Origin of the sequence: Allorhizobium sp. NPDC080224, from assembly GCF_050281005.1 — a bacterium.
Taxonomy (GTDB): domain Bacteria; phylum Pseudomonadota; class Alphaproteobacteria; order Rhizobiales; family Rhizobiaceae; genus Allorhizobium.
Genome location: NZ_JBNNWJ010000001.1, coordinates 3,537,630 through 3,560,363, shown reverse-complemented (window position 1 = coordinate 3,560,363; position 22,734 = coordinate 3,537,630). Strand labels below are relative to the sequence as shown.

The 22,734-nt window shown below is 62.6% G+C and carries 20 protein-coding genes; 6 read left to right on the top strand and 14 right to left on the bottom strand.

Annotated features, from left to right (window positions below; all coding sequences use genetic code 11):
* Positions 1-64: 64 nt before the first annotated feature.
* Positions 65-1,261, bottom strand: a complete 1,197-nt coding sequence (locus ACQKP1_RS17515) for a methyltransferase (RefSeq protein ID WP_427276233.1) — start codon at positions 1,259-1,261, stop codon at positions 65-67.
* A 4-nt stretch (positions 1,262-1,265) separates the two neighbouring features.
* Positions 1,266-2,132, bottom strand: a complete 867-nt coding sequence (locus tag ACQKP1_RS17510) for a polyprenyl synthetase family protein (RefSeq protein ID WP_427276232.1) — start codon at positions 2,130-2,132, stop codon at positions 1,266-1,268.
* A gap of 109 nt (positions 2,133-2,241) precedes the next feature.
* On the opposite strand from ACQKP1_RS17510, the gene crtD reads away from it, so the two are divergent.
* Together crtD and ACQKP1_RS17500 are read left to right on the top strand one after the other, a co-directional pair.
* Complete coding sequence (crtD, locus tag ACQKP1_RS17505) at positions 2,242-3,825, top strand: 1-hydroxycarotenoid 3,4-desaturase CrtD (RefSeq protein ID WP_427276231.1); 1,584 nt, start codon at positions 2,242-2,244, stop codon at positions 3,823-3,825.
* On the top strand, positions 3,822-4,673 hold the full coding sequence (locus ACQKP1_RS17500; protein ID WP_203017926.1) for a carotenoid 1,2-hydratase: 852 nt from the start codon (positions 3,822-3,824) through the stop codon (positions 4,671-4,673). The genes crtD and ACQKP1_RS17500 overlap by 4 nt, the downstream gene beginning before the upstream one ends.
* Here ACQKP1_RS17500 and ACQKP1_RS17495 read toward each other — a convergent pair.
* From ACQKP1_RS17495 to ACQKP1_RS17450, 10 genes are all read right to left on the bottom strand, one after another.
* Positions 4,670-4,834, bottom strand: coding sequence for a hypothetical protein (locus ACQKP1_RS17495; RefSeq protein WP_153762894.1), 165 nt, complete (start codon positions 4,832-4,834; stop codon positions 4,670-4,672). The genes ACQKP1_RS17500 and ACQKP1_RS17495 overlap by 4 nt on opposite strands.
* Entirely contained in the window at positions 4,827-5,996 is a 1,170-nt protein-coding gene (locus tag ACQKP1_RS17490; RefSeq protein WP_427276230.1) for a phytoene/squalene synthase family protein, read from the bottom strand. The genes ACQKP1_RS17495 and ACQKP1_RS17490 overlap by 8 nt, the downstream gene beginning before the upstream one ends.
* On the bottom strand, positions 5,993-7,564 hold the full coding sequence (locus ACQKP1_RS17485) for a phytoene desaturase (protein ID WP_427276229.1): 1,572 nt from the start codon (positions 7,562-7,564) through the stop codon (positions 5,993-5,995). Before ACQKP1_RS17485 ends, ACQKP1_RS17490 begins: the two co-directional genes overlap by 4 nt.
* Complete coding sequence (gene bchO / locus ACQKP1_RS17480; RefSeq protein ID WP_427276228.1) at positions 7,561-8,469, bottom strand: alpha/beta fold hydrolase BchO; 909 nt, start codon at positions 8,467-8,469, stop codon at positions 7,561-7,563. The genes ACQKP1_RS17485 and bchO overlap by 4 nt, the downstream gene beginning before the upstream one ends.
* Entirely contained in the window at positions 8,466-10,301 is a 1,836-nt protein-coding gene (locus ACQKP1_RS17475; RefSeq protein WP_427276227.1) for a VWA domain-containing protein, read from the bottom strand. Before ACQKP1_RS17475 ends, bchO begins: the two co-directional genes overlap by 4 nt.
* On the bottom strand, positions 10,294-11,343 hold the full coding sequence (gene bchI / locus ACQKP1_RS17470; RefSeq protein WP_427276226.1) for a magnesium chelatase ATPase subunit I: 1,050 nt from the start codon (positions 11,341-11,343) through the stop codon (positions 10,294-10,296). Before bchI ends, ACQKP1_RS17475 begins: the two co-directional genes overlap by 8 nt.
* A 138-nt stretch (positions 11,344-11,481) precedes the next feature.
* Entirely contained in the window at positions 11,482-14,670 is a 3,189-nt protein-coding gene (locus tag ACQKP1_RS17465; RefSeq protein ID WP_427276225.1) for an efflux RND transporter permease subunit, read from the bottom strand.
* A gap of 53 nt (positions 14,671-14,723) precedes the next feature.
* The gene (locus ACQKP1_RS17460; protein WP_427276224.1) at positions 14,724-15,701 is read right to left on the bottom strand and encodes an efflux RND transporter periplasmic adaptor subunit; all 978 of its coding nucleotides are present in this window, start codon (positions 15,699-15,701) and stop codon (positions 14,724-14,726) included.
* 9 nt (positions 15,702-15,710) lie between these two features.
* Entirely contained in the window at positions 15,711-15,911 is a 201-nt protein-coding gene (locus ACQKP1_RS17455) for a YgaP family membrane protein (protein WP_427276223.1), read from the bottom strand.
* Positions 15,912-16,010: 99 nt separating this feature from the next.
* Complete coding sequence (locus ACQKP1_RS17450; protein WP_006724804.1) at positions 16,011-16,328, bottom strand: ArsR/SmtB family transcription factor; 318 nt, start codon at positions 16,326-16,328, stop codon at positions 16,011-16,013.
* Between the two features lie 82 nt (positions 16,329-16,410).
* Between ACQKP1_RS17450 and ACQKP1_RS17445 the strand changes: the two genes are divergently transcribed.
* From ACQKP1_RS17445 to ACQKP1_RS17430, 4 genes are all read left to right on the top strand, one after another.
* A complete protein-coding gene (locus tag ACQKP1_RS17445) occupies positions 16,411-16,791 on the top strand; it encodes a TIGR01244 family sulfur transferase (protein WP_427276222.1) in 381 nt (126 codons plus the stop codon).
* Positions 16,792-16,914: 123 nt separating this feature from the next.
* Entirely contained in the window at positions 16,915-17,802 is an 888-nt protein-coding gene (locus ACQKP1_RS17440; protein ID WP_427276221.1) for a MarR family transcriptional regulator, read from the top strand.
* Positions 17,803-17,979: 177 nt separating this feature from the next.
* Entirely contained in the window at positions 17,980-18,450 is a 471-nt protein-coding gene (locus tag ACQKP1_RS17435) for a chemotaxis protein CheW (protein ID WP_006724800.1), read from the top strand.
* 213 nt (positions 18,451-18,663) lie between these two features.
* The gene (locus ACQKP1_RS17430; protein ID WP_427276220.1) at positions 18,664-18,888 is read left to right on the top strand and encodes a hypothetical protein; all 225 of its coding nucleotides are present in this window, start codon (positions 18,664-18,666) and stop codon (positions 18,886-18,888) included.
* A gap of 6 nt (positions 18,889-18,894) precedes the next feature.
* On the opposite strand, the gene ACQKP1_RS17425 is transcribed toward ACQKP1_RS17430, so the two are convergent.
* Both ACQKP1_RS17425 and ACQKP1_RS17420 read right to left on the bottom strand, forming a co-directional pair.
* Positions 18,895-19,983: an alginate lyase family protein gene (locus ACQKP1_RS17425; protein ID WP_427276219.1), complete on the bottom strand. Its 1,089-nt coding sequence runs from the start codon at positions 19,981-19,983 to the stop codon at positions 18,895-18,897.
* Between the two features lie 3 nt (positions 19,984-19,986).
* Complete coding sequence (locus ACQKP1_RS17420; RefSeq protein WP_427276218.1) at positions 19,987-22,734, bottom strand: tetratricopeptide repeat protein; 2,748 nt, start codon at positions 22,732-22,734, stop codon at positions 19,987-19,989.

Sequence of the window (22,734 nt, the reverse complement as noted above, 5' to 3'; positions counted from 1 at the left end):
TTAAGATTACGCAACAAAGTGTCAATCTAAATTTACACATGAAGGTGTCCAGAACGGGTTTCATTCACCGTTCTGCGGTCACCAGCGTCGCCAGAAGCGGATTGGTGGTGGTGAGGGCGCGGGCATTGCGAAAGCCTGAGCGCGTCAGCAGGTCGATGATTTCATGAGACGAACGGCAACGGCCTGAGCCCATGGCGGCGAAATAACTGGTGAAATACAGGGCCGCGAGATTGGCGCCTTGGCTCTCCCCGGCCATGGCCTCCGCGACCACCAGGCGCGTGCCCGGCTTCAGCGATCGCTGAAGGTTTGCCAGAATCAGAAGCACGCGGTCATCATCGTGGTCGCAGAGAATGCGGATCAGGGTCACGCAGTCGCTGTCCGCCGGAATGGCGTCTCTGGCAAAATCTCCGCCGCGGATCTGTGTCCTGTGCAGAACGCCTCTCTCGTTGAGATGTCTGCGCGCCAGTTGGGAGACCACGGGCAGATCAAAGAGGGCGAGGTCAAGAGCGGTATGGTGTGTGCCAAGCGCGGCAAGGAACGCACCTTCGCCGCCTCCGACATCCAGCACGGACGTGAACCGACCGAAATCGAAGGAGGCAAGGATACAGTCGGCCAACATGGCCTGACTTTCGCGCATCAGCGCCGAATAGGGGGCCGCGTCGTCATTTTGCAGCGCGGCGGGATCATTGCCCCGAACATAGGCCCAATAACGGCGCAGCTCCGTTTCGCCGCCATCGCCGCGCCAGAAGGTTTCGGCATCGGCGAGGTCACGATAGAGCATGTCATGATGGCGGATCATCTCGCGCAGCCCGCGATCGGTGGCCAGCACGGTGCCCGCATCGGTGAGCATCCACAGATCCGGGGCGGGGCTGACGACGAGATCAAGGCGTCTTGCCTGCTCCAGCAGGCGGCGCATGGGCTCTAGCGGTACGCCGCAGCGCGTTGAAAGGGCGGAACTCGGCAGCGCCTTGCCGTTCAGGGCTTCGAAAAGACCAAGGCTGACGCAGGCCGAGAGGATCTGGGTGTGCACGAAGCCGGACGTCAGGCGGAAAAGATGGTTCGCCTTGCGATTGGAGATCCGCCGCAACAGCGGCAGACGCGCGACCAGCGAGCGGAAACGGGGTGAGGCGATCTGGCGGTTTCGCCAGAGCCGCATGCGGATCGTCAGGGACTGCAACAGTCCGGGCTCGCGCCCCGGTCGGTCACCGGTGCCGGTCAAACCGAGTTTGGCTGGCAGGCTGTGTCGGCTGCCGGTATCCATCGCACTACGCGGCGCTGGTGGCGAGCGTTTTCGGCATCAGCCGCGTCGCTTCGTTGCGGATCATTGCGCGGAAAGCATCCGCACCGGGGCAGTCGGGGACGCTGTCGACAGCCTCAGCGACGAGGCGCTTGAGGCGGACCAACGCGGCTTCGAGGCCGATGCTGGCGACGATGTTGGGCTTGCCGTTGCGGCTGTCCTGTCCTGCCGGCTTGCCGGCATCGGACTGCCCCACGGCATCATAGAGGTCGTCCGCCACCTGATAGGCGGCGCCGAGTGCATCGGCGAGCACCAGCCATTCGCGTGGATTGCCGCCGGAGGCGATGGCGCCCGTCGAGACCGCGCCGCTGAATAGGGAGGCGGTCTTGGCCCGGTGATAGGCGGCGATGTTGATCTCGGGTTCGCTTTCCCAGGCCTGGCCGGCCACGAGGCCATAGGGGCTGCCCACGGCATTGGCGATGGTGGCGATCATTGGCGCCGTCAGCAGTGGCGTCTGTTGCGTCTCTCTCGCTACCGTCTCAAAAGCGGCGATGATCAGGCCGTCGCCAACGAGAAGGGCGATTTCCTCGCCGAACTGGGCATGCACGCTCGGTGCTCCGCGGCGGGTCATCGCGTTATCGAAACATGGCATGTCGTCATGCACGAGCGAGGCGCAATGCAGAAGCTCGATGGCCACGGCGGCGCAGTCGGCGGCAAGAGGTTCGCGGTCGCCGCAGGCTGCAGCGACCGCGAGGCAGAGGCGGGGCCTTATGCGCGCACCACCGGGAAACACCGCATGCCGCAGGGCTTTCGCCAGGATGGGCGGACATCCGTTGGCGGTCGCGTAACGCAATGCGCGCTGCATGCCGGTTTCGATGCGCTCGGGGAAATCCATAAGGCCTGCCTCCGAAGAATGCGCAGTTGTAAAATCTGCGCAACTCAATAATGTGTAAATCAAGATTGACACATTGAGTCCGTAAGTCAACTAGCCACAGGAGTTCAAGGTGCCTGTTTCGACAGACGATACCGTCCTGGTAATCGGTGCCGGCATGGCGGGGCTCTCGGCTGCCATTCAATTGGCTGCGGCCGGCTATCGCGTCGTCGTCTGCGAGGCGCAGGCCAAGGCCGGCGGTAAGATGCGTCGTGTCGAGGTGGCAGGCAGAGGCTTCGATGCGGGCCCGACGGTGCTGACGATGAAATGGGTCTTCGAGGCGCTTTTTGCCGCTGCAGGGCGCAGGATGGACGATGACCTCAAGCTGGTCCCATCGACCGTGATCACGCGCCATTACTGGCGGAGTGGTGCCTGTCTCGATCTCCATGCCGACCAGAACGAAACGATCAGGGCAATCGGAGACTTTGCCGGACGGCGGGAGGCCGAGGGATATCGACGCTTTGCTGCCGACAGCCGGCGCACGTTCGAGGTGTTGAAAGACAGCTTCATCGACGCCTCCAGACCCAATCCGGTTTCCCTGTCCCGCCGCATCGGGCTCGGTCGGCCGGCTGATCTGCTCGCGATCAAGCCGTTCTCGACGCTCTGGTCCGCGCTTGGCGGCTATTTTTCCGATGTGCGCCTGCGCCAGCTTTTCGGCCGTTACGCTACCTATTGCGGCTCTTCGCCCTTTCTGTCTCCGGCAACGCTGATGCTGGTCGCGCATGTCGAGCAGGAGGGTGTATGGACCGTCGAGGGCGGGATCAGGGCGCTTGCCATTCGTCTCGAAGCGCTTGCCGCCGATCTCGGTGTCGAGTTCCGTTATGGCGATGCTGTCAGCGAGATCCTCATCGATCCCTCGCGACGGGCCGTGTCCGGGGTCGTCACCCGCAGCGGCCGAAAAGTCGAGGCCCGGCAGATCGTCTACAACGGCGATGTCGCCGCGCTGCCCCGGCTGATCGGCGCCCCGCTTCCGGACCCAGCTCGCAGCAGGGCACAACGGTCTCTGTCGGCCCTGGTGTCCTGCAGCGTCGCCGAGCCCAAAGGTGTCGAGATTGCCCATCATACGGTGTTCTTTTCCGACGACTATGAGCGCGAGTTCGAGGCGGTCTTCAGGCGGCGTGAAGCACCTTCCGACCCGACCGTCTATCTCTGTGCTCAGGACCGCGATGCGACCGGTTGCCTTCAGGCCGGCTCTGTCGGGCCCGAACGCATCTACGCCCTGATGAACCTTCCGGCGGATGGCGATCGGCACCGGTTCGATGAAAGCGAGGTCAATGCATGTCTCAAGAGCATGGAACGGCGACTGGAGCTGAACGGCCTGACGCTCTCGAACCAGCAGGGCTCGGCGAGTATCACCACGCCGGATCGCTTTGCGAGCCTCTATCCGGGAACGGGAGGAGCCCTTTACGGGATGGCCTCGCACGGGTGGATGGCATCCTTCGCTCGGCCGGGATCGGAGGGGCCGGTGCCGGGGCTCTATCTGGCGGGGGGCAGCGTACATCCGGGCCCGGGCCTGCCGATGGCGGCGCTCTCCGGCAAGCTCGCGGCCGAACGGTTGATGGCGGACCGGCCTTTGACCAGGCGGTCGCGCCCGGCGGGTATCACTGGTGGTATGCCGACGGAACAAGCGACTGCGGGCGCTTCGCCTTCACCGTGATCGCCTTTATCGGCTCCGTGTTTTCGCCCTACTATCACTGGTCCGGCCGGCATGATCCGGAAGACCATATCGCCTTCAATGTCGCGCTCTACGGGCCGCAGGGACACGCCTGGGCGATGACCGAGCGTGGCAAGGCCCGGCTCAGTCGCGACCGGCATTCCCTGGCGATCGGCAAAAGTTCGTTCCGCTACGATGGTTCAGGTTTCGTGATCAGCTTCGACGAGATCTTCCTGCCCTGGCCCGGACAACGCTTGCTGCCAAAACGCATGCGGGGCGACATCCGTCTTGCCCCGGATTTTCTCGGTGCGCGGGCCTATGGTCTCGATCGCGCCGGGTTTCACATCTGGCAGCCGGTCGCTCCCAATGGGCGGGTCACCGTCGCCTGCGAGGCGCTGGCCGATGGTGGATGGATAGGGACAGGCTATCACGACATGAACCATGGCGCCCGGCCGCTCGAGACGGATTTTTCCGGCTGGGATTGGGCGAGGGGCACTACGGATGATGGCCGTACGGTGATCCTTTACGATTCCGTGCTGGCCGACGGGACAAACAGCCGTTTCGGGCTCGTATGTGGGCGTGACGGTGCGGTGGCGGAGTTCGATCCTCCGTCGAGGAAACCGCTGAAGCGCGGGTTCTGGGGCGTCGGCGGCGGGATCGCCTGCGACGGCGGCGCAAGTCCCGTCTTGAAGAACGCTCTGGAAGATACGCCGTTCTATAGGCGCTCGCTGGTCGAAACGGTGATTGCCGGGGATCCGGTCGAAATGATGCACGAGACGCTCGATTGTCGCCGACTGGCAAATCCTGTTGTCAGGATGATGCTTCCGTTTCGTATGCCGCGGCGCGCCTAGTCGGTTTTCGGCTCGTCTGTAAGAGGCTGGCTCGCCTGCCGCTCGCGGGCTTCCGCCTCGCGCTTCGCTTTTTTCAGATCGCGCATCTGCCAGACATAGAAGGCGATCGCCAGACTGAAGACGAAGATGGCTTCAATGATGCCGAAATAATGCTCAAGCAAGGCTCGCCGCCTTTTCTCGCGCCGCCTCTCGGCGTCTCAGCGTCTCAAGTCGAGCGTCGGTATGCAGCCTGAGCAGGATGTCGGTGACCCGTCCGACGGCCGTTTCCGCATCGGAGGTAGGCTTATCAGCACGTTGCATTGGTGCACTCTCGCGTAAGAGTCCACTTAGTGTCACCAGCGATCGCGCGACAGGTTCTGTTCCGGCATGGAGATCGCGCACGGCCGTCGCCGTCCAGCGGCGATCGTCGGAGCGTGCCTTGATCAGGAGGCGAAGCTTGGTGCTGAGCCCCGTCGTCGCACGATGGTTGACGCTGTCATAGCCATTGGCTGCGATGCCCTGGCCGATCGCCTCATAGACCAGGGCGGCCGTGCGGATCGCATGACGACAGGGTTTCGGCAGGCTGCGAATGCCGGCATGGCCGAGCCGGTAGTGGCGGGCAGCCTCGTCGAGCAGCCGCCTTACCACCAGACCGAGCGCGGGGGTAAAATGCGGAGTCTCGAGGAAGGTTGCGACGTCGACACCCTGTTCTTCCAGCCAGTCGAGCGGCAGATAGAGTCTTCCGTTTCGCGCGTCTTCTCCGACATCGCGGGCGATGTTGGTCAGTTGCATAGCGATCCCGAGGTCGGCTGCACGGGCAAGTGCTGCCCTGTCGCTGACGCCCATCACCGATGCCATCATCAGCCCGACGCTTGCTGCGACGCAGGTCGCATAGGCCTTCACGTCGTCGATGGTCGCGTGGCGCCGGCCATCGAGATCCATGGCGAAGCCATCGAGCAGGGCTTCGACGACCGGCTTGGCGATGGCATGGTCATGCACCACCCGTGCGAAGGCGCGGTCGCAGGCAAAGGGTGCCGGGTCGCCGGCATAGATCAGATCCAGCCGCACGCGGAGGCGCTGAAGGGCTGGCATGCCGCTGCGTGGATCATCGATCAGGTCATCGGAATGCCGGCAGAAGGCATAAAGCGCGCGGGCGGCCTCGCGGGTCGGTCCAGGCAGAAGCAGAGAGGCGAGGTGAAAGGATTTCGAGCCACGACGGATGGCCGCCGAACAGGCCCTTTGATCCTCGAAGTCGCCCGAGAAACCATAATTCAAGAGGATGGGGCGACGGGCGAGCGGACGGGCGAGCAAACTGTCCAGGGCGGCGCTGTCGGGAGGGGTCATGGGCGCTTCTCCCGTGTCTGGCGATGCCAGGTTTCGGCCAAGATGCTGGCTGGATCCGGTACGAGATCGGCAACGATGCGCGCCGACGACACGACGCCCGGGAGGCCTGCACCGGGATGTGTGCCAGCACCGCAGAGGAAGAGATTGTCGAGTTCCTCGCTTCTGTTATGCGGTCGGAACCAGGCGCTCTGAAAGAGCTTGGGTTCAAGCGCGAAGGCGGCCCCCTGCCAGGAGAGAAGCCTGTCGCGGAAGTCGAGCGGTGTCGCAATTCGCGAGGATACGATGCTCTTTGAAAGACCGGGCAGCATGGTTTCCTCAAGCCGTTTTTCGATCTTGCGGCGGTAGATTTCTGCTGCCTCGTTCCAGTCGGTGCCGCTTTGAAGGTTCGGCACCGGGCTCAAGACGTAGAAGGCATCGCCGCCGGGCGGAGCCAGCGAGGGATCGCTGGCCGTCGGCCGATGCAGGTAGAGGCTGAAATCGTCTGCGAGGCGGTGGTTGCGGAAGATGTCGTCGAGAAGTCCTCGATAGCGCGGGCCGAAGAGCATCGTATGATGCAGGACGTCGTCATAGCGACGGTTCGTGCCGAAGTACCAGACGAAGAGGCTCATCGAATAGTCGCCACGTTTAAGCTTGGCATCGGTCCAGCGTTTCCGGGGGTGGTGCTTCAGGAGCTTGCCATAGGTGGTGGCAGGATCCGCACTCGAGATGACAATGTCGGCAGCGATCCGCTCGCCGGATGCCAGGCGCACGGCCTTTGCCCGACGCCCGTCCGTCTCGATTTCGGTCACGGTTTCATTCAGCCGTATCTGTCCGCCGTTGCGGGTGACGAGCGATGCGATGCCGCGCACCAGCGCGTTCGTGCCGCCGATGGCGTGATGTACGCCGTATTTGCCCTCGAGATGGGCGATCAGGCAGTAAAAAGAGGTGGCCGAGAAGGGATTGCCGCCGATCAGCAGCGGATGAAAGGAGAAGAGGGTGCGCAGCTTGTCGCTCTTGAAATGCTTCGAGACGACCGAATAGACGGAGCGATAGCCGCCCAGGCGCACCAGACCGGCAAGCGTCTTGGCCGTGAACAGCAGGCTATGGAAGGGTTTGTGCGCCAGTTGCTCGAAGGCGACTTCATAGATCCGCCGGCTCTCGTCGAGAAAGCTGCGATAGCCCGCGACATCCCTGGGCTCGATCCCCGCGATCTGCGTTTCCATCGCCGCGCGGTCGCCGGAATAGTCGAAGACCGTACCGTCGTCGAAGCGCACACGGTAGAAGGGCGTGTTGGGCCGCAGTTCGACATCGTCGCTCAGGCGGCCGCCGCAGTCATGCCAGAGCTTTTCGAAAAGCCAGGGGGCGGTGATGATGGTCGGGCCGGCGTCGAAGGTGAAACCGTCCTGGCGATGGGCATAGGCCCGTCCACCGGGTTCGTCCAGCGGATCTATGATCGTGACGCGATAGCCTTTGGCGCCGAGCAGGGCACCGGTCGCGAGGCCTCCGACACCCGCGCCGATCACGACGGCATGCGGCCGGGTATCGACGGGTTTGGGTCTGTGTCTGGGAAAACGGCTGGCGACATTCATGCTGCGTCCGCTCCGTTTGGTCTTTCGTTTCCGATGGCCTCGTCCAGCCACCGCACGATGTCGGCGGGCCGGCATTCATGTAAAAGGTGTCCGCCCGTGTCGGTCAGCACGAGCCGGCTCCCTGGAGCCTGTCGCGCTGCGTGTTGAGAGTTTTCGATCGGTAGCATGGGGTCGTCCTTGGCGGCGATCAGCGTCATGGGGAAGGGCAGGCGCTGCAAGGTGGCGTCGAAACGGGACAGGTCCCAGGCGGCCATCATGCCGAGCGCGCCGCGAACATGGGCGGGGGAGGCAAGCAGCACGCGGTAGATCGCGCGCCCTTCCTCATCGATCGGTGAGCCGGTGGCGGTCAGCAGATTGCCGCCTAGCGGGGTCACCCGTGACATCAGGGAAAACATCGAAGCGGAAAATGGGTTGGCGAAGAGCGCCTTGGCCAACGGCGAAAACAGTGCGTTGCCACGGATCGGCAGGTAGGCGCCGTTGATACCGATGACATGGCGCGGCACGGCAGCGGCCTTGCTGGCCGCCAGCGTGACGGCGATGGCAGCACCGGCCGAATGTCCGATGATGACAGCGGGGCAGCGATCCAGCTCCGAGAGCAATTCCGTCAATGCCCGCACCATGCCGGAGAGCGAGAGGTCTGTTGTTCCGCGCGGACGGGTGAAGCCGTGGCCGGGAAGGTCGGGCGCCACGACGCGGAAGCGCGTGCTAAGCAGCGGCACGAGATGGCGCCAGGAATGGGAGGACGCGCCTGTGCCGTGCAGTAAGAGGATCATCGGTGCAGTGTCAGGCCCCGCGATCTGAACATGCCAGTCACAGGCATTGGTCTTCACGAACTGGCTTGCGCTGCGGTTCGGCCAGTTGCGGCCGTCCGTTTCCCAGTTCAGTCGATCGCGCCCGAGTGTCATGCGCGCGCCTCCTGCATCGAGCGGTCCACGAGTTGTGAGACATGACCGGCATCGGCTTTTCGCAAGATGTGCAAGTCGGCGTCGAGCATGTTCGCAAGAGTGGTCACGCTTTCGCGGGGGCGGCGTGCAATGTCGATGCAGATCGTCTTCAAGTCCCTGGATTTGCAGTTTCGGGCAAGACGCGAGAGTTCTTCGGCGGCCAAGGCCCGATCAGGGGTGCCATCGAGGGCGATGTTGCCGCTGCCATCGGTCAGCAGGACCAGCACAGGGCTGCTGCCGCGTCGCTCGACAGAGAGCGCCAGCTCAAGGCCGGCTTTCAGCCCCGCAGCAAGCGGTGTCGGTCCACCGCCTGGAAGGGCGGCAAGTTGGCGCTTCGCGGCGGTGAGCGAGCGGGTCGGTGGCAGAAGCAGCTCAGCGCTTGTGCCCCTGAAGGCGATCAAGGCTACTTCGTCGCGGCGGACGTAACAGCGCGTCAGGAGTTGTTCAATCGCGCCCTTGGTTTCGCCGAGGCGTTCCAGCGCGGTGGAACCCGAGGCGTCGACGACAAAGATTGCCGTGGACGGGGCTGCATGGCGCAGACGCAGATACCGGAAGTCATCGCGGCTGACATAGGCGCGCGGCGCCGTGGCTCCGGACGATGGACGAGGGTTCGCCACACCCAGAGCCTGCCGCTGGGCGGCCCGGATGCGCTGAAAGGGCGCTGCTGCGCGCAGGGTCGCGATGATGTCGGGCCTAGCCTCCGCATGGGGCGGCGCGAGCCCGATGCCGAAAGGCCGTCCCCGCCGGGTGTTCTTATGCAGGTCACCCGATTTACCCGCCCCGCCCCCGTTGCGGCTGGGGCGCTGGGCGATAGTGAGCCAAGGATCTGCCGAGAGCGCACCTGCCTTGATGGCCGCCAGCATTTCCTTCAGCGCGTCGAGCTGTGTTGGCTTATCGGCATTGTTGTCTTGATCCTGATCGGCCGGGTCCGTCGAAGCCGAAGGATTAACCGGTTCTTCGTCCTGGCGGGGAGGAACATCTGTCGATGGATCGTCCGGCTGCTCGGCCGGCGCTTCAGCCTGAGGCGTCAGTCGCAGACCAAGGCAAAGGCGAAGGGCCGTCAGGGCGTCGCGCTCCTCAACTGCCGTACGGTCCTCGCGACACGCCAGAAGTCGTGCCGTGCGTGCGAGATGGGCCAATATGCGGGTCGAGCCATGGCCTGATATTGCCGAGATCGTGGAGAGGCCCTTCAGCAGCCGATCATTGATCGTCACATCCTGCCAGTTGGTGGCCGGGGCCTGCAATCGTGCTGGTTCTGTCTCCGTGCCGTTCACATGATGCCAGCCGATGCCGTCGAGATCGATGCGCAGCGCAAGGCGATCGGCAATTCCTGTGGAAAGCGGGGCTTCATCATCAAGGGATTCGTCGAGGGCGACCAACAGAAAGCTGCTCTCTGCAGGTTGATCCATCGCGCGGGCGACCATGGCGGCGAGCGACGGGTCGAGGCGTTCTGCCATGGGAACCATCAGTCCGCCACCTTCGGCCCTGGTCAGAAGACCCTGTTGTCGGACGAGGCTTCCTGTCGCAGCGGTTGCCGCGAGATCCACGCCGCCTGAGAGATTGGCCGCAGATGTGCCGGGTGGCAGGCGGACAAAGCCGATCCCGAGGCGTTCCTGGAGTCGTGACATGAAAAAATCGCGCACACCGCCCGATCGGCCCTTCAGCCAGACGCCGCCGAGGCTCGCGCCTCCCAGGCCAAGTAGCTCGATCGCCAGCCGCGCATCCGCCCACAGTTCGGCCCCCCTGTCGTCAAGGGCCTTCTCATAGGCGTCGTGGGGGCCAAGTTCAGCCATGGGCGTGACGGTCTTTGCCTGTGTCGTTGATCGACGCCAGGGCGCGCTCGATGCGTGGTGCAGAACCGGCATCGTCAAGCGGGTCGCGGCGCAGGCGATGACAAAGCACCATGGGCGCGATGTCGGCGACATCATCCCAGGTGACCTGCAGACGCGCGGAGAGCGCTGCGGCAGCTCGACTGGCGCGCATCAGGGTCAGCTCGCCGCGCATGCCGTCGATCCCGAGACGCAAACAGAGCTGCGACATGCGCCTCACCACATGGTCGGGGATCTCCACCTGACGGAGAATTTTTCGCGCGGCGATCACCCGGCGACCGACGGCTGCGTCTCGCTTGGCCCAGAGCTTGATGAAACCGCGCGGGTCTGTCTCGTAGGTATCGCGGCGACGGATCACCTCGATGCGCTGGTCGAGATCGTCGATGGTGCGCACGTCGACGGAAAGACCGAAGCGATCGAGCAATTGCGGTCTGAGATCGCCTTCTTCCGGATTGCCGCTGCCAACGAGGACAAAACGGGCAGCGTGGCGGATGCTCAGGCCCTCGCGCTCGACGACATTGACGCCGGAGGCTGCTGCGTCGAGCAGCAGATCAACAAGGTGATCTTCCAGCAGATTGATCTCATCAATGTAGAGGAAGCCGCGATTGGCGGCGGCCAGGAGCCCGGGCTCGAAGTGCTTCTCCCCGGCGACCAGGGCCTTTTCGATGTCGAGCGAGCCGCAGACACGATCTTCGGTCGCGCCTAGTGGCAGATCGATCATCGGTGCGCGATGCTTGACGATAGCAGGTGGCTTAAGTCCGCTTGAGGCATTGCAGACGGTGCAGGCGGATTGCGGCTCTGCCGGAAGGCAGTTGTAACGGCAACCGTCGCGCGTTTCGATCGGTGGCAGTAGCTCCGTCAGGGCGCGGACTGCCGTGGATTTTCCCGTGCCGCGATCGCCGAAGATCAGCACGCCGCCGAGCAGAGGCTCGACGGCCGCCATCAGGAGGGCCTTCTTCATGTCCTCTTGGGCGACGATGGCGGCGAATGGGAATGGTTGGGCCATGGGTCCCGCCTCAGCTTGAGTGTAAAATTTAATTTACACTTTTTAATGTCGCTTTGAAGGGGGTGTGCTGAGAATCTTCTGTCCAAATAAAAATGGCCGCGCTTGCGGCGCGGCCATATGTGCTCAGCTCACCTACTTTCAGGTGCGTAGCACCCTGTAGATGGCGGGGATCACCAGGACCGTCAGCAGGGTCGACGAGATAAGGCCGAAGAGCAGCGAGATCGCCAGCCCCTGGAAGATCGGGTCGGTCAGGATAACGGCCGCACCGATGATCGCGGCAAGCGCGGTCAGGAGGATCGGCTTGAAACGGATCGACCCGGCTTCGATCAGAACATCGGTTAGCGTTTTCCCGGTGTGATCGGCGTGGCGGATGAAATCCACCAGCAGGATCGAGTTGCGGACGATGATGCCTGCAAGGGCGATGAAGCCGATCATCGAGGTGGCAGAGAAGGGCGCGCCGAAGAGCCAGTGGCCGCCGAGAATGCCGATGAAGGTCAATGGCACGGGTGTGAGGATCACCAGCGGAACCTTGAACGAACCGAACTGGGCGACGACGAGGATGTAGATGCCGAGGAGCGCAATCATGAAGGCTGCCCCCATGTCGCGGAAGGTCACCCAGGTGACTTCCCATTCGCCATCCCAGAGAAGCGTTGCCTGATCCTCGTTGGTCGGCTGGCCGTTGAGGGAAATCGCCGGTTTGGGAAGTCCCGTCCAATCCTGCGCGTCGATCGCTTCCTGCACGGCGAGCATGCCGTAAAGGGGCGCTTCGAAGTCGCCGGCGAGTTCGGCCGTCACCATTTCTGCATTGATGCCGTTGTGGCGGAAGATCGGCAGCGTGGTCATTTCGTCGATGACGCGCACGACGTCGCCGAGTTCGACGACACCCTTGTCGCCGGGCAGGACATTGGCCGGCATCGGCGTCGAGAGGAAACGCTCGTCGATCACCTTCTCACTCTTTGCGCGTTCCAGCCGGATCGGGATTGGCGGACGGCCTTCGCCGCGATGCGAGTAGCCGATGGTCTTGCCGTTCGCGAGGATCGCGATGGTGTCGAAGACGTCGCCTTCCTCGACACGGTAGAATTCCGCGTCGTCGGTCGAGATGACCAGCCGCTTGCGCGGTGCTTCCACGCCATAGGAGTTGTCGACGTCGACGATGAAGGGCACCGAGCGGAAGGCTGCCTCGACCTTTTCGGCCACGGCGCGGCGGATCTCAGGCGTTGGGCCATAGATCTCGGCGAGCAGGGTTGCCATGACCGGCGGTCCCGGCGGTGGCTCGACGACCTTAAGGCTGGTGCCCTCGGGCATGGCGATGCCTGCAATCTTCTGGCGGATATCGAGGGCAATATCGTGGCTCGTGCGATCGCGATCGGCCTTGGGCGTCAGGTTGATCGCGACGTCTCCCTGATAGGAAGCGGCGCGCATATAGGCGTGACGGACAAGACCGTTGAAGTTGAAGGGTGCCGCTGTTCCAGCATGCGTCTGGACGGAGACCACTTCCGGCATGTCGAGCACGGTGCGCCCCACGGCCTGGGCCACGGCGTCGGTCGCCTCGACGGAGGAGCCTTCCGGCAGATCAATGGTGACCTGCAGCTCCGACTTGTTGTCGAAGGGCAGCAGCTTCACCGTGACATGCTTGGTGTAGAAGAGGCTCAGCGATCCGAGCGTCAGTACGCCGACGAGGATCAGGAAGACCCAGCTGCGGGTCTTTGTTGCAAGGATGGGGCGGGCAGTCGCCGCGTACATCCGGCCCAGTATGCCGCCGGTCTCGTGATCGGCATGGGTGTGCACGGGTGCGTTGCCGGCAATCTTCAGCATCAGCCAGGGGGTGACCATGACGGCGACGAAGAAGGAGAAGATCATCGCGGCCGAGGCATTGGCCGGGATCGGGCTCATGTATGGGCCCATCATGCCGGAGACGAAGAGCATCGGCAGGAGGGCGGCGACGACGGTCAGTGTCGCGACGATCGTCGGATTGCCGACCTCGGCTACCGCCTCGATGGCGCTGCGACGGCGCGAGCGCTTGTCGCCCATGCCCCAGTGGCGGGCGATATTCTCGATGACGACGATGGCGTCGTCGACGAGAATGCCGATCGAGAAGATGAGCGCGAAGAGCGACACCCGATTTAGCGTGTAGCCCATCAGCCAGGAAGCGAAGAGGGTGAGCAGGATCGTCACGGGAATGACGATCGCCACGACCAGCGCTTCGCGCCTGCCGATCGCCAGCCAGACCAGCGCGATGATCGAAACGGTCGCGAGGCCCAAGTGGTAGAGGAGTTCGTTCGCCTTTTCATTCGCGGTTTCGCCGTAGTCGCGGGTGATCTCGACACGGATGTCCTCAGGGATCAGCTTGCCTTCCAGGGCTTCGACGCGCGCGAGGATCGCTTCGGCGACCACGACCGCGTTGGAGCCGGCGCGCTTGGCGATGGCAAGCGTGACAGAGGGCACGCGTTCGACTGTGTCGCCGTCCTTGCGCAGGGTGGAAACGAGGGCTTCGCTGGTGTCGGTGGCAAAGTCGATGGTCGCGACATCGCGGACGTAGACGGGGCGGCCATCGCGAGCTGTCAGCAACAGGTTGTCGATCTCGGCCGGTGTGGACAGGGTCTCGCCTGCGATTACGTCGATCTGGAGGCCGTTTTCGCGGACCTGAGAGGCCGGCATGGCGGTATTTGCGCCGCCGACCTTGCCGGCAAGCTGTTGCAGGGTAATGCCGTAAAGGGCGAGCCTTTCCGGCTGTGGAGAGATGCGGATGATCTCGTTGGTTTCGCCGACGACATAGGTGAGGCCAACATTTTCGACCTTGGCGATCTCGTTGCGGACTTCGCGGACGATGCGGGTCAGGTCGTTTGCGCCCACATGGCCGCTCGCGTCTTTCGTCGGGGAGAAAGTGAGGGTGACGATCGCAACGTCATCGATGCCACGGCCGACCACCTTGGGCTCGGCGATGCCGACGGGGATGCGGTCGATGTTGGCGCGCACCTTGTCGTGGACGCGCAGCACCGCGGCATCCGCGGAGGTGCCGACCAGGAAGCGGGCGGTGACCATGACCATGTTGTCCATGGACTGGGAGTAGATGTGCTCGACGTCGTTGATGCTCTTGACGATGGTCTCGAGCGGCTCGGTGATCAGCTTCTGCGCATCGTCGGCGCGCAGGCCCGGGGCCTGGACGATGATATCGACCATGGGCACGGAGATCTGTGGCTCTTCCTCACGCGGGAGCGAGAGCAGGGCCACAAGACCGAATGCGAAGGCGGCAATCAGGAAGAGCGGTGTGAGCGGCGACTTGATGAAAGCGCGTGTCAAATGGCCGGCAATGCCCAGATTGGTCATGGGCGTATCGTCATCCGGTTCCGGCCTATTGGGGGATCTGTCGATGGGAGTGCTCATTCTGTCACCACGATATCGCCGGCCGCGAGGCCCGAGAGTATTTCGACCTGCTTCTCACCGTCGATCCCCAGAGGCCTGCCTGCAACCACGGCGCGTTCGACGATCTTGTCGTTCTCGCGCACGGCGACGAAGTTGACGCCGGAACGGTTCGACAGGGAGGCTGCCGGCACCACAAGCGCCTGACGCTTGCCCACCGGCAGTTCGACCAAAACCCTTGCTGCGACGAAATCGGTATCGAGCCCGTCGACCTCGACGTCAGCGGTAACCCGGCCGCCTTCGATCTGCGGATAGATCTTGACGAGTTCACCTTCGAGCGTCGCGCCACCCGCCTCGATGCGGATCGGTGCCCCCTGCGTGAGGTCCTGCGCATGACGCTCGGGGATTGCGAGCCGCAGGAAAAAGCCGCCGCCGGCAATCGTCGCAACCGTCTCGCCCGCCATGACGACGGCATCGCGGGTCACGGGAACGGCAATAACACGCCCGTCAGAGGGGGCGAGCACTGCGCCTTCCGATGCCTGCTGGACGAGTACGGAGCGCTGAGCTTCTGCCTGGCGGACCTGGTTGGTGACGACGTCCAGCTGGGTCTTCAGCTGATCGAGACGCTGGGTGCTGGTGGCGCCACTGCGCACCAGCCGATCGGCACGATCCAGTTCGACCTCAGAATCCCGCAGAGAAGCATTGAGGCCCTGTAGCTGAGCGTCGACGGCCTTGATCTGGAAGTCGATCTTGTCGTCCTTCACTTCGGCGATCACATCGCCAGCCTTGACGATGTCGCCTTCGGTGACATTCAGTTCGACCAGGGTGCCTCCCAGCCTTGTCCGGGCCAGGACGCTGTTGCGCGGCTGGATCTGGCCGTAGACCGCCTTCATCTCCGTGATGTCGACAGCTTCGAGTTTGAGATCAGCGGCATGGCTGACGGTCAGTCCCATGGCAGTCGCTGCCGCAAAAAGGGCGATGAAGGCGGATTTCGGCATGACTTGACCTCAGAATGCTGTGCCGGGGCGCAGCCCCAGCTTGCGGAAAATCGTAGCCGCCGGACAGAAACCGGTGAAGGCCGACTGTATCATGTTCACGCCGATAAAGGCGGTGAACCAGACAAAGCCCGGATGCACGAAGTACGTCAGCAGAAGGGAAAGCAGGATCATGAACCCTGCGAAGGCGAGAACGGCGCGATCGATCGACATGTTTTTCTTCTTAAGATACATATCTACGATGATTCGTATATATTAGGTAAGCCGATGTCAAGCCGTCATTCGTAGAATGGAAGACGGCGTTGGTTGCCGTCAGGCGGCGCAGTCGGAGGTCTTGCAGAAGCTGTCGTAGAGTGTGCCGATGATCGCGCGTGCCGGTTCGCTTTCGATCCGGTACCAGATGGTCTGGCCGTCGCGCCGCCCCATGATGATCTTCTCCCGGCGCAACAGCGCCAGATGCTGCGACACGGTGCTGTCGCGGATCCCGAGGAATTCGGCAAGCTGACCGACGGAGTGCTCGCCATCGGCCAGACGGCAGAGGATCAGCAGTCGATATCGATTGGATAGCGACTTGAGGAGTTCGCTGGCCATGTCGGCACCAGCCTTCATCTGTTCAGGATCAATCTTCATAGATACGAATATATATGAGAAATCGGCGCTGGCAAGTGTTGACACCTACTGCAGATCCTAAATATATAAAAAATAGTATGTGTTGGGCGGCGACTTCGGTGGGCAGCCGTCTTTAGAAGGACTTCTCATGAGCATTCGCAGCATAGATCCGAGTTTCCATGTCACCGGACAGATCAAGCCGCAGCAGCTGCAAGCGATTGCCGGACTCGGCTTCAAGACCGTCATCTGCATGCGGCCGGACAAGGAAGGCTTCTTTCAGCCGGCCTTTGACGAAATTGCAAGTTCAGCCCGTGAGGTCGGGCTCGACGCGCATTATCTTCCGGTCGTCCCAGGCTCCATATCCATTGATCAGGCGCGCGATCTAAAAGCGATCATCAGCCGGCAGTCGGGACCGATCCTCGCTTATTGCGCATCCGGCCAGCGATGCGCCGCAGCCTACGATCTTGCCAAACGCGTTCCCTGATGCGGGGCGAGGCGTCGCAGGGTGCCTTCAGATCTTCGTTGATTAGGGTTGACTACTAAAATTACCAATCGACGGCATCAGTGAATTGCCGTCCTATGCACAACTCTGGTCTGGAGTTGTGCCATGGATCAATTGCGTGCCGAACCTGATCGGGACCGACTGGTGGTCCATCCCGGTGTCGCGGAGCTTCTGGGCGAACCTGTGTGGCAATTGGCGAGCGGCTATCTTGCCCATCCGGGCTTCGACAGGGCTGTGTACGCCTATTGCCGCAGCATGGTGGAGGCCAGTGCATTCCGCTGGCCGGCCAACAAGATCTTTGCGCAGAAGATGCGCTACATCACCTGCTATATGCTGATCGGGTTGTCGGCACGTTTCGAGGAGGGCACGGGCCCCGCGCCGACCATGACCCTGCTGCAGACGCTGGTGCCCGGCAGCGCTCGCCAGGTCAGCGATCTCATTTCGGGCTTGCGGGCCGGTGGCTATGTCGTGGCAGAACAGAATGCGCGAGACCGGCGAGAAATCAGGTTGCGTCCAACGCCGCCCCTCGTCATGGAGATCGCCCGCTCCCCTCTTGCCTTCATTGCTGCTTCCGCCATGCTTGAAGGCCATTCACTTCGTGAAGCGCTGGACGCCGATGTGTCGCTGATCTGTCGGCTGATCGGCCGATCGACCGTTGCCTTCCAGTCGATGGATGTCCTGTTCACACCCTTCGAGACGGTCGTCGACTTCACCGGTCGCGACAGCGGATATCTCATGCTCTGTGCCGTCATGGGTGCCCATCTGGCTGGGGTGCTGGGCGAAGACTGGCCGCTTGCGCTCACCTATGATGCACTCTCGCAGCGCTTTCAGGTGTCTCGCCAGCATGTGGGAAATGTACTGGCGATCGCGACGACGCAGGGCATGCTCAGCCTTCAAGGCGGTCGCATCGGTGAGGTCGCGCCCTCACTGCTGCGAGAATTTTCTTGGTGGAGTGCCGGACAGATGGCGCATTTCACCATGCTTGCCCGGTGAGGGGCATGTCCGCAGCGCCCGTTGCGCATTCTCCTAATTGATTTAGATATTCTTTAATTACTGGTGGGCTAAATTGATTTGGAGTGCAGAGCAGGCCTCTGCCGCCGGGATCCCCGGTGAACCAACATCGTGACAAGCTGCCAGCCGACGCAGGCTCGCAGCAGGAGGAAATCGCAGATGAATACGACGTCGAACGCCGCCGATGCCCTCGAAATCATCGCCTTCCGGCTTCATCAACAGGAGTTCTGCGTCAAGACGACATCGATCCGCGAAATCCGCGGCTGGGCCCCGGTTACGCCCATCCCGCACTCGCCCTACGAAGTCCTCGGCGTCATGAATCTTCGCGGGACGGTCATCCCGATCGTCGATCTCGCTGTGAAGCTCGGAATGCCGGCGGCCCAGGCGACGGAGCGCAGTGCCGTTGTTGTCACCGAAGTCAACGGCATGACCGTCGGTCTGCTGGTCGACGGCGTCTCCGACATCCTGACGGTGGCTGGCAGCACGCTGCAGCCTCTCCCGGCCGCGACCGGCCCGAGTGCAGCCTTCTCCGACGGCATCATTGCCCATGACAAGAGCATGATCTGCTTCCTCAGCCTCGAGCGCATGTTCGGCGATGACGATCCCTCCGCCTGGGGCATGGCTGCCTAATTCAACTCCGGGGGCGCAAAGCCCCCGTTGAGTCTTCCGGCCGACGCTCACTGATCATCACACTTTGTTTGCCATTCTGCTCGAAAGCGGCGTGCTTGGGCGCGCCGCTCACGAGGAATTGCGACTTTTTTAAGTGTTTGGGGCCAGCTTTGATGGCGAACGGCTTCCGCAATGCCCATGTTTGTAGCAGGATGTCGTCAGAGGAGCACCGAGGTGACGCAGTCCCCGCATATCCCGACCGAAGACCTTCTGAGCCGCCTGGGCGAGGCGCTGGCCGGCACGCATGGCCGCGAGCGGTCGCTCGACGCTGTCCGTTCGCTCGTCCAGCTTGAAATTCAGGACTGGCAGATGGACTCTGGCGCAGACGCTAGCGTGGCAGGTGCTGCCCGAAGCGATCAGCCCCTGATTGGTCATCGTATCCGGCTGTCCTCGGACTGACCCTGATCAGTTCTGTACCGTGATGGTGCAACTGATCCTTTGATCGTCGTAGAGATTGGTCTGGTTTCCGCCCAGCTTCGAATTTGAAAGCGGTCTCAGCGACGCGAATTCCTTCTCCATGTCCAGATCGTTGGTGAGCGCCACATAGGGTTCCAGCCAAGCCAGTGACGTGAGGTTGTTCTTCAGCCCCGGTTTCACCGTCTGGCTCTTGCCATTGATCTTCTGCACGATCTTCGGGTCCTTCACGGCCTTGACCGAGAAGTGCGCCATGGTCCGCAGTTTGTCGAGATCTGCACCGCCCTTGCCGTATCCTGCCTCGCAGAGCCTTGCGACGGAGGCGACCAGCGGCGTCATGGCGTGCAATTGGTAGTGCAGGGCATAACGCTGGCGATTCATTTCCAGCGGCAGGCTGCCATCGGTCGCCGCATTGGTAATCATGGTGTTGTTGCTGAGGATCGACCATTCGACGAGACCTCGGTCCCGGTTGAGCACCCCGACCTCGCCGACAGCCATGCTGGCCCAGGCGCGCAGGTTGTTGCGGGCAGCCCCCTTGGTCGCTTCGTTTTCGAAGAAATAGACGATCTCCTGCGCGCGCTTCTGCAGCCACTTCTCCACGATGCGTTCCCGGTCGTGGAGCCCCGGAACCTGGTCACGGCTTTCGGCAAAGAGGATGGCGAGGCCGCCGATCCGTGCCGGCACCGACAGCTTGGCGTTGAACGTGCGCATGTCGTTGAGAGCATCCGCCTTCGCCCAGGCGTAAACAGAATCCACGACACAGCGGTGATAGGCGCGCCTTGTCGCGACGTCCTTCTCGGTTTGTGCCTTCGAAACGATCTTGGCGAGGTTCTGGATGAACTGGTCTATCGGCTTCAGAGCCTTGGTCACGGCTGCATCGGACTCCTCATCGATGTCGGAGCGACTTTTGGAATCGGCTTCGTAGCGACTGCCGAAGCCGAGACTCATGACCGGCGTCGGCGTCTTGAAGCAGGTCTCGTCTGCAGCCTGCGCCGCTGGCGCTGTTGCCATCGCGGCTGTGATTGCGAGCAGCGAGGCTGCGATATGGCGGTTCAGTGTCCAATGGTTGAGATCGGCCAATGGTCAGCCCTCCGTTCCTGCGTTGTTGAGCTTCAGGACCTGGGTGGCTGCGGGATGCCCGGCTTCCGCCGCGCGTGCCATCCAGGCTTGTGCGTCGTCGAGAGCTGTGCGCGTGCCCAGCCCGTAGGCGTAGGATTGCGACAGGAGGAACATGGCCTCCGCATCGCCGGCCTCTGCCGCCTTCTTCAGCCAATTGAAGGCGGCGAGAATGGATTTGCTGTCCTTCGCATCGCTGCGCAGCAGTTTTGCCACTTCGCGCATGGCCACCGGCTGGCCGTTTTCAGCTGCCTCCTCATAGAGACCGCGCACGTCGATCCGCTGTGACACCTGACGCCGGATATCCGGCTTCATGTTGGCCAGCATGAGGAGTTTTTCGGGCACGTCCTTGATGTCCGAGCTCTCCACGAGGTCCACGAAGATGTCGCTTGCCTTCTCGGGGTCGTAGCTCCCGGTCGCGTCGTTGGCATAGTATTTGACGAGGCGATAGAAGGCAGCCGGCTCGCCGCCGAGGCGCGCTTCTTGGTACAGTTCAAGCGCCCGTTCCCGGGTCTTCGGCTGGTTGAGCGCCATGTAGACGTCGGCGATCTTGACCTTGCGCCAGGCGTCGTCACCAGCAATGTGGCTTGCGATCGACAGCCAACGCTCGGCATCCTGGCGCTGATGCCGGATGGAGAATTCGGCCAGAGCCATCGTGTCGTCGTAGTCGCAGCGCTGCGTGCTGATCGCCTGGTGATACAGGCGTGCCTGATCCTCTTCCGAGGTCGCGTTTTCAGCCAGCAGAAGTTGCGCCGACATGTCGCCGCGACCGCGCATAACGTCACCAAAACGCTGGAGTGGCGAGGAACTGGTCTCGACGTTGGAGCCCTCCAGGTCCTTCAGCAGCCCGACGGCCCGGCCCGAACCGGTCTCCGCGAGCGGCATCAGGATCTCCCTGGCAAGGGCGACGCTTTCCGGATCGGTCGCGTAGTTGTTGACGAGAAAGCGAGCAAAGCTCAGGCCGGCATCGACGGTCATGCCTTCGCCGGTCATCTGGATGCTGCGCTTGGCATCGTTGATGCGGCCTTTCTCCAGGTTCTGCTTGAATTCGAGGAGTGCTGCTTCGACTGTCGCGCCGCGCCGCACTTCCGCGCGCTCCGCCCAGAACTTGAGCACCTGGTCGGAGTAGCCCGCGCCCTTCAGGTAGCGCTGGTAAAGCGCGAGCGCGCTGGCTCGGCCATAAAGTGCCTGGGTCTGGATGGCCGCAATGACCATCGGATCTTTCAGTTCCGGCAGCTTGTCGATCTGTTCGGGTGCCAGGTTGAGGGTCTTGTTGCCGGCGCCCGCCTCGATGTTCGACCAGTATTTGGATGCCTCGATGTCGGGGCCTGCCGGATCCATGCAGAGATAGACGCGCTGCAGCTTGGCAATCGCATTGATTTCGCCGTTGATGTGGATGGCGCCGGACAAGAGGTCGGTCGAACGGGCGATGGTTTTCGGCGACAGGTCTTCCCGCATGAGAAGCTCTGCCAGGTCGATGCCCCCCTCGATGTCACCGCGCTTGACGGCTTCTTCCAGGAGCGGTTTGACCTCCGCTGCCGATTTCCAGATGCCGTCACGGGTCTGAATGACACGCGCGAGGCGAGTAAAGGCCCATGGCGGCGGGTCGTTGCGGGCGATCAGTTGGCGCAGGAGATCTTCATAAGCAGCCGCATCTTCCGGTGACCGGTCCTTGGTCTGTTCGAGCAGTTGCGCCTGCTTGATGATGCCAGCCTGGTTTCCGGCGGCTTCCGCCTGCTTGAAATAGTCGAAAGCCTTTTTTCTATCGCGGGGTAGGAGGGCGCCCTCGGCATAGAGGCGGCCCATCTCAAGGATCGCGGACATGTTGCCGCCGTCGGCTGCCTTCTTCAGATATTTGAGCAGGACCTCGTTGTCCTTGACGATCTTTTCGCTGAGCAGGTTCAGTTCCGCGACTTCCCAGGCTGCGGCCGTGTCGCCGAGATCAGCGGCGAAACGATACCAGGCCATGCTCAGCTGCGGGTCCTTCACCACCACTTCGCCATCGTCATATTCACGGGCCACGCGGCTGATGCGGTCGCAGATGCCTTCGTCGAGAACGCCGACCAGCGAGCCGAAGGCCATGTTGACGGCAAGTTCGGGTTCAATGTCCCAGCCGTCCACGGTCTGGCCCTCTTCGGTCATGCGGGCGAGATCGAGGATCGCATCGGCATTGCCGCCATAGGCCGACTGGACCTTCATCTTCAGACCGGCCTGCTTGTCCTGGGCAATGCCGCGGCCTTCGATCAGATAATCGGCGAGTGTGTTGAGCGAGCCTGCCGGATGGGAGCCGGCGTCGATGAGCTTCTGCACAAGGCCCTCGTTGCGCACCTTGTCGCCTTCGCCCTTGGCCAGCATGAGTTTAACACGATCGAACAGGGCGTCTGTTTCGTCGTAATTCTTCTTGACCGTCGGCATCAGCGCCTGGATGCGGGTGATGATCGGTTCGAACCTGCGCGCATCGAGATCGCGCATGCGGTTCATGTCGCGGGTGATCGCGAAGGTCGCTCGTTTGGGCAGGGCCTTCTGATCCCAAGCCGTCCATTCGGCGATCATGTCTTCGTCGCGGACGCGCGGTGCGCAGACCGCCTGCTTCGGCAGTTCGACATCCGGCGGTGCGAACCGGACGTCGATGGCGGCCGAGCGCCCCGGGGTTCCGGCGGCCATCGTCATCACGCCTGCCATCAGCAGCGACTTCGCCATTCTTGCAATCGTCAT